Genomic DNA, 13,521 nt, shown 5'->3' on the forward strand with positions numbered 1-13,521 from the left:
GTGTCTCCTGACATCTTGAACTCGGGGCGGATGTTTGTATGTTATAAAATCACACGTCAAGCAGAAATGTGATAAGGTAACATATCCGTGGCCCCATCGAGCAAAACCGCCCCTGAACTTGCCGCCTTTGCGGCACATGATCATGCGGGCTGTGCAAGCAGCACGTTGCACCGCGCACAGGCCGTGGCGCAGGAAAAGGGCGCGCGGCTGACCCCGGTCCGGCTGCGCGCGCTGGAGATCTTGCTCGAAGAGCATCGCGCGATGGGGGCTTACGAGGTGCTCGAGCGATTGGCGGCGGACGGGTTTGGCAATCAGCCGCCGGTGGCCTATCGTGCGCTGGAATTTCTGGTGGAGACCGGGCTTGCGCATCGGGTGCGCCGCCTCAATGCCTTTGCTGCCTGCATGCATCCGGGCGAGGATCACGCGCCGGTCTTTTTGATATGCCGCACCTGCGGGGCGGTCGCGGAGGCAGAGGCCGAGGGCGTGCGCGTCGCACTTATGGCGGCAGCCGCTGCGGTGGACTTTACCGTTGAACGCGCCACGGTCGAGGCGCTGGGCCTGTGCCCGCGCTGTGTCGAGGCCGAGGGCGCGGGTGGTGCCGCATGAGCACTTTGATTTCGACGCAAGGGCTCTCGGTGCGCCATGGCGGCAATACCGTGCTCTCCAATGTGCAATTTTCCATTGCCCGGGGTGAGATCGTCACCGTGGTCGGACCGAACGGGTCGGGCAAATCGACGCTGATCCGGGCGCTGATCGGTCTGGAGACTGCGGCGACCGGCAAGGTCAGCCGCGCATCGGGGCTCTCGGTGGGCTATGTTCCGCAAAAACTGCATATCGATGCCAGTTTGCCTTTGAGCGTGCGGCGGTTTCTGTCGCTTCCCAAACGGGTCTCGGATGCGCAGGCCGATGAAGCGCTGGAGCGCACCGGCGTCCCGGGGCTCGGACCGCGCCCCTTGGCGCGGCTTTCGGGCGGGCAGTTCCAGCGGGTGCTTCTGGCCCGCGCGCTTCTGGTCAATCCCGATATCCTGATCCTTGACGAGCCGACGCAGGGCCTTGACCAGCCGGGGACGGCGGCGTTCTACAAACTGATCGAGGAAGTGCGCTCGCAGACCGGCGCGGCGGTGCTGATGGTCAGCCATGATCTGCATGTGGTGATGTCAGCCTCGGACCGGGTGATCTGCCTCAACGGTCACGTCTGTTGCGAGGGCACGCCCAAGGTCGTGGCCGAAGCGCCCGAATATCGTGCGCTGTTCGGGATCGGGACCGGCGGGGCCTTTGCGCTGTATCAACACCATCACGACCACGGCCATGACGATGGTTCAGCCTCCCAGACCTGCGGCCACGAAGGGCATACACATGTTTGACGATTTTTTGGTCCGTGCCGCTTTTGCGGGGATTGGCCTCACGCTGGCCACTGGGCCACTGGGCTCCTTCGTGGTCTGGCGCCGGATGGCTTTTTTCGGCGATGCCACGGCCCATGCGGCGATCCTGGGCGTGGCGCTGAGCTTTGCTTTCGGGGCGTCGGTTTATCTCGGCACTCTGGGTGTGGCGCTGGCGATGGCGCTGACCGTGGCGCGGCTGTCGGGGCGCGGCCATGCGGTCGACACGACGCTGGGCGTTCTGGCCCATTCCGCGCTGGCCTTCGGTCTCGTCGCAGCTTCGTTCCAGTCCGGGCTGCGGGTCGATCTGAGCGCTTGGCTCTTTGGCGATATTCTGGCGGTCTCGCGCACCGATCTGATCGTGGTCTGGGGCGGTGCCTTGGCGGTGCTGGCGCTGCTTGCGTGGCGCTGGCAGGGGCTGCTGACCTCAACGATAAATGACGAGCTGGCGATGGCCTCGGGCATCAATCCCCAGCGCGAGCAGCTTTTCCTGACGGTCGCATTGGCGCTGACGGTGGCGGTCTCGATCAAGATCGTGGGGGCGTTGCTGATCGCGGCGCTGTTGATCATCCCCGCCGCTGCCGCACGCCAGATCGCGCGTGGCCCCGAGGCGATGGCGGTGAGCGCGACCGGCGTTGGGATTTGTGCCGTGTTGCTGGGGCTTTGGGCCTCCTTGACCTTCGACACCCCGGCGGGTCCCTCGATTGTCTCGGCGGGCACGGTGCTGTTCGTGGCCTCTTTGCTGCTGCGGCGGCGGGCCTGAGCGTTTAGCGGTCGGCGCGGGCGCGGATCTTGCGTGGCTTCGCGCCCACCTTTCGCTCGCGGTAGAACACGTAGATGCCCGAGGCGAGGATGATCGAGGTGCCAAGGATCGTCAGCGCATCGGGAAAATCCCCAAAGATCAGGTAGCCCACGATCGTCGCCCCGAAAATCTCGAGATATTGGAAGGGCGCGAGCAGTGATGCCTCGGCCTTGGAAAAGGCCAGCGTGATCAGAAGGAAGGTGACCGCGCCCAGAGCGCCCGACACCGCCACCGCGATCCAGACCCAGACCGGCATTTCAACAAATGATGTCGGGTTGCGCCCCATGAGGGTCGTGACGCTCAGCGCCAGCACAAAGATCCCCCCGCCGCAAAACGCAGCCCCGATCTGGAAGCTCATCGCCGAGCGCGTCCGGGTCGCCTTGCGCACCACGATCATGTTGAGCGCATAGGCCAGTGCGCCGAGCGCTGGCAGCAGCACGACCGGCCCGAAGATCGCGAAATTGGGCCGGATCACGATGAGCGCACCGAGCAAGCCCACCGCCACCGCGATATAGCGGCGCGGCCCCGGTTTTTCGCCAAGGAACGGCCCGCAGAGCAGCGTCAGTAGAAGCGGTTCGATGAAGAAGATCGCGATCGCGGTCGCAATCGGCATCGTCTGGAATGCGGTGATCAGCGAGACCGACGCCACTGCGACCAGCGCGCCCGAGGCGAGCGTATGCCACGAGAATAACGGCCCGCGCAGCTTGCGGCGTATCACGATCAGTACGATCAGAAAGCAAAGCGCCTGCACGATGGTCCGCCATGCCGTGACATCGAAAGGGGCGGCGATCCCGGTCAGGATCTTTGCGATAGAATCGCCGATGGGCAGCAGGCCCATGGCGCTGCACATCGCGATCATCCCGGCGACTTGGGTCGGGGCGAGATCGGCGGGATGGCTCAGCGGGGCGGTCTCGGGCATCACAGGCTCCAGTCAGCGCCGCTGTGAAGGCGGCGGCGTCGCAGGTCCCGGCGTACAGGATGACATCAGGTTTCTGCCCTGCTGGACGACGCCATCGTCCGGGCTGTTTTGCCGATAGGGGGATAAATGCCTTTCGTCAAGCGAAGCGGCCCCGCACAGGGGCGGGGCCGCTTGGGGGCTTAGTGGTCGGCGGCGACTTCGCCCCCGTTGGAGAGCCGGTCGATCAGCGTCTCGGTTGCGGAATTCATGCCCACAACCTTCACATCCGTGCCATGGAGCTTGAACTTGCCTACCGCGCGATCGAGCGCGGATACCGAAGAGATATCCCAGATATGGGCATGGGTCAGGTCGATCACGACGCGATCCAGTTTTTCGTGGAAATCGAAGGCGCGGCCGAATTCCTCAACAGTCGCGAAGAAGATCTGGCCCTTGATGTAATAGGTGCGCAACCCGTGCTCTTCGCTATAGCGCGAGGTGATCTCGGTCATCTTCGCGATCTTGCCCGCAAAGAAGATCCCCGAAAGCAGCACGCCCACAAGCACGCCGATAGCAAGGTTATGGGTCGCCACCACGAACCCCACGGTGGCCAGCATTACGATATTGGACGACATCGGCATGGTGCGCAGCTGACCGAGCGAGGCCCAGCTAAAGGTGCCAATCGAGACCATGATCATCACCGCCACGAGCGCGGGCATCGGGATGCGCCCGACCCATTCGCCCAGCACGACGCAGAAGAACAAAAGCGCCACGCCCGCGGTGAGCGTCGAGAGCCGCTTGCGCGCGCCCGAGCTGATATTGATCCCGGTCTGGCCAATCATCGCGCAACCCGCCATGCCGCCGATGAAGCCGGTGAAGAAGTTGGCGACGCCCTGACCGTAGCATTCCTGCCGCCGGTCGGATTGGGTGTCGGTCCGCTCATCGACGACGTTTTGCGTCATCAGGCTTTCGATCAACCCGACGACGGCCACACCGACCGAGTAGGGCAGGATGATGCGCAGCGTCTCGAAGTTGAACGGCACATTAGGGATCAGGAAGGAGGGCAGCGAATCCGGCAAAGCCCCCATATCCGAGACCGTGTGCACGTCGTTCAGGCCCAGACCCATCGTGATCGCCGAGAGCACGATGATGGCGATCAGCGGCGAGGGAATGGCGCTGAAGACGCGCGGCAGCAGGTAGATGATCGCGAGGCCAAGCGCCACCAGCAGATAGGTCACCATCGGGACGCGGCTCGGGTCAAGCTCTGGCCATTGCGCCATGAAGATCATGATCGCGAGCGCGTTCACAAACCCGGTCATCACCGATTTCGACACGAAGCGCATGATATGGCCCAGATTGAGCGCGCCTGCGATCATCTGCAGCACGCCTGCAAGGATCGTGGCGGCGAGCAGGTAATCGAGCCCGTGCTGGCGCACCAGCGTGCCCATCAGAACCGCCGTGGCGGCCGTTGCCGCCGAGATCATCGCGGGCCGTCCGCCGAAAAACGCGGTGATCGTGGCGATCGAGAAGGAGGCATAAAGCCCCACTTTCGGGTCGACACCCGCGATGATCGAGAAGGCGATGGCTTCGGGGATCAGCGCGAAGGCGACGAGAAGTCCACATAAAAGTTCGGTGCGGGTATTGCCGAACCATTGGCTACGCCAAGTCTGGAAGGTCATGATGTCTCCGGTCAGGTCAGCGACCCCCAGCCGGAGTGCTGGCGGGTCTTGAGCGTCTCATTTGCCCATCCCCATATCGCCGCAACGCAGAAAAGCCAAGCTTGCGCTAAGGTTTTGCAGGCAATCGCCCTGAGATCAGGCGGGGTTGCCCGGTGTTTTGGCAAATCGCGTCAGGGCGTGGGCCAGATCGCCATAGCCGGTGAATCGGCGCTCGTAGGCAAGGCCGAGGCGCTCGGCTGCGGCCCGCGCCGCTTGGTCCAGTGCCGGGTCGTCGGTTTGGGCCTGATAGATCAGCCGTTCGTAATTGCCAAACATCATCCCGATCAGCTCGGGATGGCGGTCAAACCCCATCGGGCGCCAGACGAAGGCATCGAATTGCCGCACCAGAAAATCGGTGAGGTAGAAGGCCGTGATCTCGGTCTCGGCGGTTTCGGCAAAGCGCGCATTGCCTTCAAAAAAGGAATAGCAATGCGGGCCCTCGATCATCTCGACGCCCAGCTCCTTGCACTTGTCCCACAATTGCCCGCCCGTGCCGCAATCGGCATAGACGACGAAAATCCGATCATATTGCGCGCGATGCTTTGTCACGGCGGCACTCACGGCCTCGGTGATCTTCTCGGGATAGAGATGCAGCTTGGCGGGCAGGCAGGTCAGGTCGATATGATCCCAACCGTTGAGCCGCTTGAGATCAAGGATTTCACGCGCCAGCGCCCCGCAGGCGATCAGCAAAAGCCGCCCCGTGCCGCGCGGTTCAAGTCCAGCCTCGGTCAGGGTCGCATCAGCGATATCAAGCAGATCCGGGGGCCGGGTCATTCCACCCGCGCCAGAAGACGCATCACGCCCGCAGCCACCAGTGCCATCAGTCCGAGCATCGCAATCGGGACGCCCGAGCTGGCAAAGATCCAGATCGTCAGGGCGGCCATCACGATGACAAACACGATCAGCAACAAGAAATGTGGCAGCGGCATGCGCGTATCCTCCGTCCCTTTGAGTATGGGGTGCAAGGCGCCAAAGGAAAAGGCCCCGATCAAAAAAATCAGGGCCTTTGAATTCGATGCGCTGTGTCGGGGCCGGGGGTGGCCCGCGCTCAGGCGGTCATCTGGTTGTGTTTGCGCGCGATGAAATCCTTGGCGGTTTCCACCGCGACGGCAGCATCGCGGCAATAGGCATCTGCGCCAATCGCACGGCCGAATTCCTCGTTGAGCGGGGCGCCGCCCACCAGAACGATGTAATCGTCGCGAATGCCCTGTTCCTTCATCGTGTCGATCACGACTTTCATATAGGGCATCGTGGTGGTCAGCAGCGCCGACATGCCGATGATATCGGCCCCTTCGGCTGCGGCCGTCTCAAGGTATTTCTCGACCGGGTTGTTGATCCCGAGATCGACGATCTCGAAGCCCGCGCCCTCCATCATCATCGCGACAAGGTTCTTGCCGATGTCATGGATGTCGCCCTTCACGGTGCCGATCACCATCTTGCCCATGCGCGGTGCGCCGGTCTCGACCAGCAGCGGCTTGAGGATTGCCATGCCGCCCTTCATCGCGTTGGCCGCGAGAAGCACTTCGGGCACGAACAGGATGCCATCGCGGAAGTCAGCGCCCACGATCGTCATGCCCGCGACCAAAGCCTTGGTCAGGATATCATAGGGGGTCCAGCCGCGCTCCAGCAGGATATGGGTGGCCTCTTCGATCTCTTCCTTGAGACCGTCATAGAGGTCATCCATCATCTGTGCAGTCAGCTCGTCATCGCTGAGTTCGGACAGGATGATTTCGTCATCGTCTTCGGCCATATTCTCGGTCTCCTGATAGCCGCCTTAACCTTTCGTGGGACGCGTTGTCCCTTCTGGCTTGGCGAATTGCGACATTCATTGGTGGTTGTCCGACCTCATCGTCGGTTTGACTGTGAGATCTTGGCAAATGTTCTCATTTCGTTCTATATTGAGCCCATGAGTCTGCCCTTTGATCTGCCCCCGTCCAATCCTGCCGAACGCCTGCGCGCGCGTGCAGCGGCTGCGCGCCCGGCTGGCCGGTTCGAACCCTATGCCCGTGCGCCAGAGCATGACGGCTGGGACATTCCCGAGGAAGAGCATGTCTTGCGCACGCAAGTCAGCGTGGAGCGCCCGAGCCGCGTGATTTCGCGCAACAGCTCGCCCGATGTGCCCTTTGATCGTTCGCTCAACCCCTATCGCGGCTGCGAGCACGGGTGTATCTACTGTTTCGCGCGGCCCAGCCATGGCTATCTGGGGCTCTCGGCGGGGCTTGATTTCGAGACCCGTCTGATCGCGCGCCCCGAGGCGCCGCGCGTGCTTGAGGCCGAGCTGCGCAAGCCGGGCTACAGTGTCGCGCCGCTCGCCATCGGCACCAATACCGATCCCTATCAGCCGATTGAGCGCAAGATGGGGGTGATGCGCGGTGTGCTGGAAGTGCTGCACGCGCATGGGCATCCGGTGTCCATCGTGACGCGCGGGGCGGCGATCCTGCGCGATCTCGATCTGCTGGGCGCGATGGCAGGGCAGGGGCTGGCACAGGTCGGCATCTCGGTGACCACGCTCGATGCGGGGCTTGCGCGCGAGATGGAGCCGCGCGCGCCCAGCCCGCCCACGCGCATCCGCATGATCCGGGAGCTGTCGCGCGCAGGCATTCCGGTGCGGGTGATGGCCGCGCCGATGATCCCGGGGCTGACCGATCACGAATTGGAGGCGATCCTGACCGAGGCGCGGCGCGCAGGCGCCAAGGCAGCCTCGATGATCCCGGTGCGGCTGCCCCATGAGGTCGCCCCGCTTTTCGCCGATTGGATGGAGCGTCACCGCCCCGGTCTGGCCGAAAAGGTGCTGGGCCGGATCCGCGACATGCGCGGCGGCAAGCTCAACGATCCGCGCTTTGGCAACCGGATGAAGGGGGAGGGCGAGATGGCCGAGCTGTTGCGCCAGCGCTTTGCGCTGTCGTGCAAGCGGCTGGGCTTTGCGCGCAGCCTGCCCGAGCTGGATTGCACGCAATTCCACCTGCCGCCCCGCAAGGGCGATCAACTCGAACTGTTCTGAGCCCACTTGCATCATTGCATCCTTCTGGCCGGTCGCGTGAGCGCCGCCCCAGACCGTCCTTGGTCTGAACGTGTTTCGGTGTCGTCTGCGCGGTGCGCCTGAGCGCTCAGCTCCGGCGGCGGCCGCGCCGTTCGCGCTTGGCGCCACCTTCGCCCAGACCGTCGTCTTCCGAGGAAAACCCGCCCAGCCGGGCCGAGATATCCTCAAGGCTCGGGCGGTCCTCGCCGCGCGGCTGGGTCTCAAGCGCTTCACGCATCGCGCGCAAATGCTCCGACATCGTGCCACAGCAGCCGCCGATGATCGTGGCCCCGCAATCGCGCGCCATAACCGCATATTCCGCCATCAGCTCGGGCGTGCCGTCGTAATGGATGTGGCCATCGACATATTTCGGGATGCCAGCATTGCCCTTGGCGATGATCGGTCGCTCCGTCCCGGTGGCCGCAAATCCCAGCACCGTGCGCAGAAGATCCGAGGCCCCCACGCCGCAATTGGCCCCAAAAGCGAGCGGCGCATGGGTCAGCTTGTCGACCATGCCCACCATCGCGGTCGAGGTCACGCCCATCATCGTGCGCCCCGCCGTGTCAAAGCTCATCGTGCCGCACCAGGGCATGCCAGCCAGCAAACAGGCTTCGGCGGCGGCCTTGTATTCCTCAGGGGCCGAGATCGTCTCGACCCAGAGCACATCGGCACCGCCCTCTTTGAGGCCCTCTGCCTGCTCATGGAACATCTCGACGGCCAACTCATGGGTCAGCGTGCCCATCGGCGCAAAAATATCGCCCGTCGGCCCCATCGAGCCTGCGACGATCACCGGATGATCCTGCCGGTCGGCAATCTCGCGCCCAATCTCGGCGGCGAGCCGGTTCAGCTCGCGCACCCGGTTTTGCGCGTTATGCAGCTTGAGCCGCGAGGCGTTGCCGCCAAAGCTGTTGGTCAGAAACAGATCCGAGCCCGCATCGACGGCTTTCGAATAGAGCTGCTTGATCTTGTTTGGTTGATCGGCATTCCAAAGCTCGGGAGGCTCTCCCGCCTCGAGGCCCATATTGAACAGATTGGTGCCGGTTGCGCCATCGGCCAGAAGCCAGTCGCGGGTTTCCAGAAGGCGGCTCAGCGCGTCGGTCATCAAGGGCCTCGTTTCCATGGCGTTGAGGCCGCGACAAGCGCGGCCTTTCGATCCTGTCCTGCCATGCCGTGCGACAATTGGCAAATTCCTTTCGTTCAAGAAGATAGTGAGCGAAATTTGTGAAACAGCCCGTGGCGCGGCGCGGAAGCGCCCGGCAGGGGCGGTGGCGCGTGGATCTGGCGTGCAATGTCGAGGCCGCCCAGCAGCAGGCTCACGCGGGTGGGCGCGGCCATGTAGCGGGGGCTGAGATGCGGGGCAAAGCCCAGCTTGAACTGCCGCAATCCAGCCGCACCCGCCATTCGCTCCGCGCGCTGCCAGACATGGCGTGCCGGGCCAGTGAAGCGGCTGGGGCAGGGCGGAAGGGCCGCAAGCGACAGGCGCGTGGCCCCGGAGATGCGCGCAGCCTCAATCGCCGTCACGATCAGCGCCTGCATCGTACCGTCGGGCGCGTCGGGGGCCGGGCGCATTAGATCGAGTACCCATTCCCGGTCATTGGTGTGAAAGCTTGCAAATCCGACGATCTCGTCACCCTTCCGGGCGACAATGACGCTTTGCCCTGCGATATAGTCCGGGCAGAAGCGGCCCATCGAGAAGCCCCGTTCGCCGCCACGCACCTCGTGCCAGCGCGCCGCGACCGGCGTAAGAGCGGTGGGCTCGATGCACGCCTCATGGGTGCAGCGTATTCCGGCTTTCGCCGCCTTGCGCAGTTTGCGGCGCAGCCCCGAGCGGGCGGGCTGATCCGTCGAGAACCCTTTCGTTTCAAGCCAGCATTCGGTAGCCATCAGGGTCACGTGCCAGCGCGCTTTGCGTGCGCGAGCCGCCGCACGTGGTGTCAGCTTATAGGCGCAGGCGATCCGCCCCTCGTCGCGGGCCTTGTGGCGCAGATCGTCCAGAAGGCGGCCAGTGTTGCGCGCACCAAACGGGTCGAGGAGGCCTACAAGTGCCTGCGGTGTGCGCCCGATCATCCAGCCGCCCCGCGCGCCGGGATCGATCAGCACGCCATGTTCGCCTTGGCGCAGCAGCCCCAGCTCGGCCTGATCGGAGCGGGCCAATTGCCGTTCGAGCCAGACGGGCAGGTCCGGATCGGGCGCGAGCAGACGTGCCGGGGCAAGCTCTGGTGCCCGCCGGGGCGGTCGCGCCAACATGCCCATCGCGGCAAGGGTGGGGGCTGCGTAATAGACCAGCCGCCATGCGAGGATCGCAGCCAAGATCTGCGCGGTCTGATCGGGCGGCAACAGGGCCAGAAGCGTGACCTCGAATGGCCCCACGCCGCCCGGCGAGCCCGAGACAAAGCCAGCCCCGAGCGCGATCAGAAAGGCCGGATAGAGGGCGAGAAAGCCGATCCCGCTCTCTGCGGGCAGCAAAAGCCATAGCGCGAGGGCCGCAAAGGCGGTGTCGATCGCGCAGAGCCAGAGAATGCGTCCCTGCACGGCCAGCGGTGGCAGGCGGAGCTTCCATCCTGCGAGCCGCAGGTTCGGTCGATATAGCGCAAGGGCGGTCACCGCACCGCCCCCCAGTAGCGCAAGGCCTGCCAATACGCGCAGGGCGGTGGCGCCTTGGCCGTGCATGGGCAGCGGTAAAATAAGCAGCACGGCCGCGCTTAGCACGGCCCATCCGGCGAGGAAGCTGGCCGCGACCGCAAGCGTGAGGCGCGTGGCGCTCAGCAGCGAAAGCCCCGGCAGCATTCGCCAGCGCACCAGCGCGCCCGAGATCAGCCCGAATCCCAGCGTCTGCGAGATCGCGATGGCGACCCATCCGGCGCGCCCCGCGCGGCCCGACGGCTGGCCTGTTCCAAGCATACGGTGGAGCAGGGCGTCATATTTCGCAAGCGCCGCGAAGGAGGCGGTCGTGGCGAGGGCGGCACCCAGCCATTGCAAGGCCGTAACCTGTGCAACGCTGGATAGGATCGCGGGCCAGTCGAGATGGGCGATCCGGTCGCGCAGCACCATCGCCAAGCCTGCAAGCACCGCGAGCACGATGATCTGGCGGCGGGCCGCGCGCGCCCAGCCGGGCAGGCGTCCGGCCTGTTCGGTTTGTACCGAGCGGACCCGGGCGAGAGCCCGCCGCGTCTTGTCGTGAACCTGCTGTCGCACCCGCACTCTCCCCAAAACCCTTCAGGCGGCAGGGATAGCGCGCAGAGATTGAGATCCGTTTAAGAGGTGGCAGTCTGGGAGGCGGCAGCGGACATGAAAAAACCGGGCGCAGAGGGGCGCCCGGTCGGTTCTTTCGCCTCGCGGCGCTCAGCTTTCGGCGAGCACCTGGCGGCGGGCCTCGGCCATGCATTCCGCCATTTTCGCGCGGATCGTGGTCTCATCGGCCTTGCCGTCCAGATCGCCTGCCAGTTTGCGATAGACATCCTCGTGGCCGGCTTCCTCGAAATCGGCGGTCACGACGGTGCGGATGTAATCGGTGGCCTCGGCGCCGGTCTTGCCCAGCAGAGCCGCCGCCCACTCGCCCAGCATTTTGTTGCAGCGCGCATCGGCCTTGAATTGCAACTCTGCATCATGGGCGAATTTGTTCTCATAGGCATCTTTGCGATCATCGAATGACGTCATCGCCCGTCTCCTCTGGATAAACTATTCGTTACCATCAGGATATGCACATGCACCGATGCCATCGCAAGGGGCAAGGCTCCCTCCTTTGTGTGATCCTCGATACGCTTTGCACCGCGGGTTTGCCACTGTTTGCCTTGCTCCAGAGACAGGCTTGTCCTATAGGGCAAGCAATAGGGTCCTTAGGCTGTCCGCGCCCGGGCAGAGACCGGCCCGAAGAGAAAACGGAGACGCCATGGCACCCCGGCGCAAGAAAATTTACGAAGGCAAGGCCAAGACACTTTACGAGGGCCCCGAACCGGGCACGCTCGTTCAGTATTTCAAAGATGACGCCACCGCGTTCAACGCCCAGAAAAAGGCGACGATCGAGGGCAAAGGCGTGCTCAATAACCGCCTGTCCGAGTATTTCATGACCGGGCTGACGAATATTGGCGTGCCCAACCACTTCATCAAGCGTCTCAACATGCGCGAGCAGTTGATCCGTCAGGTCGAGATCGTGCCGCTTGAAGTGATCGTGCGCAATTTCGCCGCCGGCTCGATTGCCAAGCGGCTGGGCCTTGAGGAGGGCACGCCGCTGCCCCGTCCGATCGTCGAGTATAGCTACAAGAATGACGATCTGGGCGATCCGCTGGTCCCCGAAGAATATATCATCGCCTTTGGCTGGGCCAACCAGCAGGATATGGATGACATCGTGGCGCTGGCGCTCAGGGTCAATGATTTCCTTTCGGGCGTGTTCTATGGCGTCGGCATTAAGCTGATCGACTTCAAGATCGAGATCGGTCGGGTCTGGGAGGGCGATTTCATGCGCCTGATCGTCGCCGATGAGATCAGCCCCGATAGCTGCCGCCTGTGGGATTCGAAAACCGGTCAGAAGCTCGACAAGGACGTGTTCCGCCGCGATCTGGGCAATCTGACCGACGCCTACACGGAAGTGGCCCGGCGGCTGGGCGTGATGCCCACCAATACCCAACCGATCAAACCGACGCTGATCAACTGAAAGGAAGCCCGAGGATGAAAGCGCGCGTGCATGTGATGCTCAAGGATGGCGTTCTGGACCCGCAGGGCGAGGCTGTGCGCCACGCGCTGGGGCATCTGGGCTTTTCGGGCGTCGAGGGCGTCCGTCAGGGCAAGGTGATTGAGTTGGATCTGGCCGCCACCGATGCCGCCGCCGCCGAGAACGAGGTGCAGGTGATGTGCGAGAAGTTGCTCGCCAATACGGTGATCGAGAAATACACCGTCGAGATCGTCTGAACGTCGCAAATGCCCGGGAGCGGTGCCGGGGCCGGTTTGGCCCCGCGCCACGCGACCGGGCTCCGGGGCTGCACCCCATCCAGAGCAGGAGATCCTGACATGAAAGCCGCCGTCATCACCTTCCCCGGGTCCAATTGCGACCGCGACCTTGTCGTCGGCTTCGAGCGCGCAGGCATCGAGGTCACCCGGGTCTGGCACAAGGAAACCACGCTGCCCGAGGGGCTCGACGTGATCGGCGTGCCGGGCGGGTTTTCCTATGGCGATTACCTGCGTTGCGGCGCGATTGCCTCGCGCTCGCCGGTGGGGCAGGCAATTGCCGATTTCGCTGGGCGCGGCGGCTATGTTCTGGGCATCTGCAACGGGTTTCAGGTCCTTACCGAGATGGGCTTGCTGCCGGGCGCGCTGATGCGCAACGGCTCGCTCAAATATATCTGCAAGCCGGTGGCGCTGCGCGTTGAGACTGCCGAGAGCGCCTATACCGACGGGATGACCCCGGGCGAGACGGTGACGATCCCGATTGCGCATCACGATGGTAATTACCAGATCGATCCCGAGGGACTGGCGCAGCTCAAGGCTGAGGATCGGGTGGCGTTTCGCTATGTCGAGAACCCCAATGGCTCGGTCGATGACATCGCAGGCGTGCTCAGCGAGAACCGCCGGGTGCTTGGGATGATGCCGCATCCCGAGCGCGCGATCGATGCCGCGCAAGGTGGCGCTGACGGGGCGGCGCTTTTCCGCGCGTTGAGCGGGATCATGGCACGCGCCTGACCGCTGCCTGCTTGCCCGCGCGCTCTGAGCTGGCG

At 64.0% G+C, this 13,521-nt stretch carries 15 protein-coding genes; 7 read left to right on the top strand and 8 right to left on the bottom strand.

The window, feature by feature from the left end; translation table 11 throughout:
• The first annotated feature begins 87 nt into the window (after nt 1–87).
• From DL1_RS11065 to DL1_RS11075, 3 genes are read left to right on the top strand one after another with little or no spacing between them, the layout of a single operon-like run.
• Nucleotides 88–606, top strand: a complete 519-nt coding sequence (locus DL1_RS11065; RefSeq protein WP_038066068.1) for a transcriptional repressor — start codon at nt 88–90, stop codon at nt 604–606.
• On the top strand, nt 603–1,364 hold the full coding sequence (locus tag DL1_RS11070) for a metal ABC transporter ATP-binding protein (RefSeq protein ID WP_038066070.1): 762 nt from the start codon (nt 603–605) through the stop codon (nt 1,362–1,364). Before DL1_RS11065 ends, DL1_RS11070 begins: the two co-directional genes overlap by 4 nt.
• Nucleotides 1,357–2,142 (top strand): iron chelate uptake ABC transporter family permease subunit, encoded by a 786-nt coding sequence (locus DL1_RS11075; protein WP_038066072.1) that lies wholly within the window; start codon nt 1,357–1,359, stop codon nt 2,140–2,142. Before DL1_RS11070 ends, DL1_RS11075 begins: the two co-directional genes overlap by 8 nt.
• A gap of 4 nt (nt 2,143–2,146) precedes the next feature.
• On the opposite strand, the gene DL1_RS11080 is transcribed toward DL1_RS11075, so the two are convergent.
• The 5 genes from DL1_RS11080 to DL1_RS11095 form a co-directional block, all read right to left on the bottom strand.
• Nucleotides 2,147–3,100 carry a DMT family transporter gene (locus tag DL1_RS11080; RefSeq protein WP_051693492.1) on the bottom strand — a complete coding sequence of 318 codons (954 nt, stop codon included), beginning with the start codon at nt 3,098–3,100 and terminating at the stop codon, nt 2,147–2,149.
• A gap of 179 nt (nt 3,101–3,279) precedes the next feature.
• Nucleotides 3,280–4,758, bottom strand: a complete 1,479-nt coding sequence (locus tag DL1_RS11085) for a SulP family inorganic anion transporter (protein WP_038066073.1) — start codon at nt 4,756–4,758, stop codon at nt 3,280–3,282.
• Between the two features lie 132 nt (nt 4,759–4,890).
• Nucleotides 4,891–5,568, bottom strand: a complete 678-nt coding sequence (locus DL1_RS11090; protein ID WP_177195327.1) for a DUF1638 domain-containing protein — start codon at nt 5,566–5,568, stop codon at nt 4,891–4,893.
• Nucleotides 5,565–5,723 (bottom strand): hypothetical protein, encoded by a 159-nt coding sequence (locus tag DL1_RS21895; protein ID WP_169740910.1) that lies wholly within the window; start codon nt 5,721–5,723, stop codon nt 5,565–5,567. Before DL1_RS21895 ends, DL1_RS11090 begins: the two co-directional genes overlap by 4 nt.
• A gap of 119 nt (nt 5,724–5,842) precedes the next feature.
• Nucleotides 5,843–6,544 (bottom strand): corrinoid protein, encoded by a 702-nt coding sequence (locus tag DL1_RS11095; protein ID WP_038066074.1) that lies wholly within the window; start codon nt 6,542–6,544, stop codon nt 5,843–5,845.
• 156 nt (nt 6,545–6,700) lie between these two features.
• Here DL1_RS11095 and DL1_RS11100 point away from each other — a divergent pair, with 156 nt between their 5' ends.
• Nucleotides 6,701–7,795, top strand: a complete 1,095-nt coding sequence (locus tag DL1_RS11100) for a PA0069 family radical SAM protein (RefSeq protein ID WP_038066186.1) — start codon at nt 6,701–6,703, stop codon at nt 7,793–7,795.
• A gap of 106 nt (nt 7,796–7,901) precedes the next feature.
• On the opposite strand, the gene bmt is transcribed toward DL1_RS11100, so the two are convergent.
• The 3 genes from bmt to DL1_RS11115 form a co-directional block, all read right to left on the bottom strand.
• Nucleotides 7,902–8,915 (bottom strand): betaine--homocysteine S-methyltransferase, encoded by a 1,014-nt coding sequence (gene bmt, locus DL1_RS11105; RefSeq protein WP_038066075.1) that lies wholly within the window; start codon nt 8,913–8,915, stop codon nt 7,902–7,904.
• Between the two features lie 95 nt (nt 8,916–9,010).
• Nucleotides 9,011–11,008 (bottom strand): phosphatidylglycerol lysyltransferase domain-containing protein, encoded by a 1,998-nt coding sequence (locus DL1_RS11110; RefSeq protein ID WP_051693493.1) that lies wholly within the window; start codon nt 11,006–11,008, stop codon nt 9,011–9,013.
• Between the two features lie 147 nt (nt 11,009–11,155).
• On the bottom strand, nt 11,156–11,470 hold the full coding sequence (locus tag DL1_RS11115) for a DUF1476 domain-containing protein (RefSeq protein WP_038066076.1): 315 nt from the start codon (nt 11,468–11,470) through the stop codon (nt 11,156–11,158).
• 232 nt (nt 11,471–11,702) lie between these two features.
• Here DL1_RS11115 and purC point away from each other — a divergent pair, with 232 nt between their 5' ends.
• From purC to purQ, 3 genes are all read left to right on the top strand, one after another.
• Nucleotides 11,703–12,464: a phosphoribosylaminoimidazolesuccinocarboxamide synthase gene (gene purC, locus DL1_RS11120; protein WP_038066077.1), complete on the top strand. Its 762-nt coding sequence runs from the start codon at nt 11,703–11,705 to the stop codon at nt 12,462–12,464.
• Between the two features lie 14 nt (nt 12,465–12,478).
• Nucleotides 12,479–12,718 (top strand): phosphoribosylformylglycinamidine synthase subunit PurS, encoded by a 240-nt coding sequence (gene purS / locus DL1_RS11125; RefSeq protein ID WP_038066079.1) that lies wholly within the window; start codon nt 12,479–12,481, stop codon nt 12,716–12,718.
• 99 nt (nt 12,719–12,817) lie between these two features.
• On the top strand, nt 12,818–13,486 hold the full coding sequence (purQ, locus tag DL1_RS11130; RefSeq protein WP_038066080.1) for a phosphoribosylformylglycinamidine synthase subunit PurQ: 669 nt from the start codon (nt 12,818–12,820) through the stop codon (nt 13,484–13,486).
• Nucleotides 13,487–13,521 lie beyond the last annotated feature (35 nt).

The organism is Thioclava dalianensis, from assembly GCF_000715505.1.
GTDB classification, from domain to species: domain Bacteria; phylum Pseudomonadota; class Alphaproteobacteria; order Rhodobacterales; family Rhodobacteraceae; genus Thioclava; species Thioclava dalianensis.

What these genes read in the sequence shown, in the direction of transcription:
- purC (WP_038066077.1), top strand. Translation starts at nt 11,703, where the DNA reads ATGGCACCCCGGCGCAAGAAAATTTACGAAGGCAAGGCCAAGACACTT.
- bmt (WP_038066075.1), bottom strand. Translation starts at nt 8,915, where the DNA reads ATGACCGACGCGCTGAGCCGCCTTCTGGAAACCCGCGACTGGCTTCTG.
- DL1_RS11080 (WP_051693492.1), bottom strand. Translation starts at nt 3,100, where the DNA reads ATGCCCGAGACCGCCCCGCTGAGCCATCCCGCCGATCTCGCCCCGACC.
- purQ (WP_038066080.1), top strand. Translation starts at nt 12,818, where the DNA reads ATGAAAGCCGCCGTCATCACCTTCCCCGGGTCCAATTGCGACCGCGAC.
- purS (WP_038066079.1), top strand. Translation starts at nt 12,479, where the DNA reads ATGAAAGCGCGCGTGCATGTGATGCTCAAGGATGGCGTTCTGGACCCG.
- DL1_RS21895 (WP_169740910.1), bottom strand. Translation starts at nt 5,723, where the DNA reads ATGCCGCTGCCACATTTCTTGTTGCTGATCGTGTTTGTCATCGTGATG.
- DL1_RS11100 (WP_038066186.1), top strand. Translation starts at nt 6,701, where the DNA reads ATGAGTCTGCCCTTTGATCTGCCCCCGTCCAATCCTGCCGAACGCCTG.
- DL1_RS11075 (WP_038066072.1), top strand. Translation starts at nt 1,357, where the DNA reads ATGTTTGACGATTTTTTGGTCCGTGCCGCTTTTGCGGGGATTGGCCTC.
- DL1_RS11115 (WP_038066076.1), bottom strand. Translation starts at nt 11,470, where the DNA reads ATGACGTCATTCGATGATCGCAAAGATGCCTATGAGAACAAATTCGCC.
- DL1_RS11070 (WP_038066070.1), top strand. Translation starts at nt 603, where the DNA reads ATGAGCACTTTGATTTCGACGCAAGGGCTCTCGGTGCGCCATGGCGGC.
- DL1_RS11090 (WP_177195327.1), bottom strand. Translation starts at nt 5,568, where the DNA reads ATGACCCGGCCCCCGGATCTGCTTGATATCGCTGATGCGACCCTGACC.
- DL1_RS11095 (WP_038066074.1), bottom strand. Translation starts at nt 6,544, where the DNA reads ATGGCCGAAGACGATGACGAAATCATCCTGTCCGAACTCAGCGATGAC.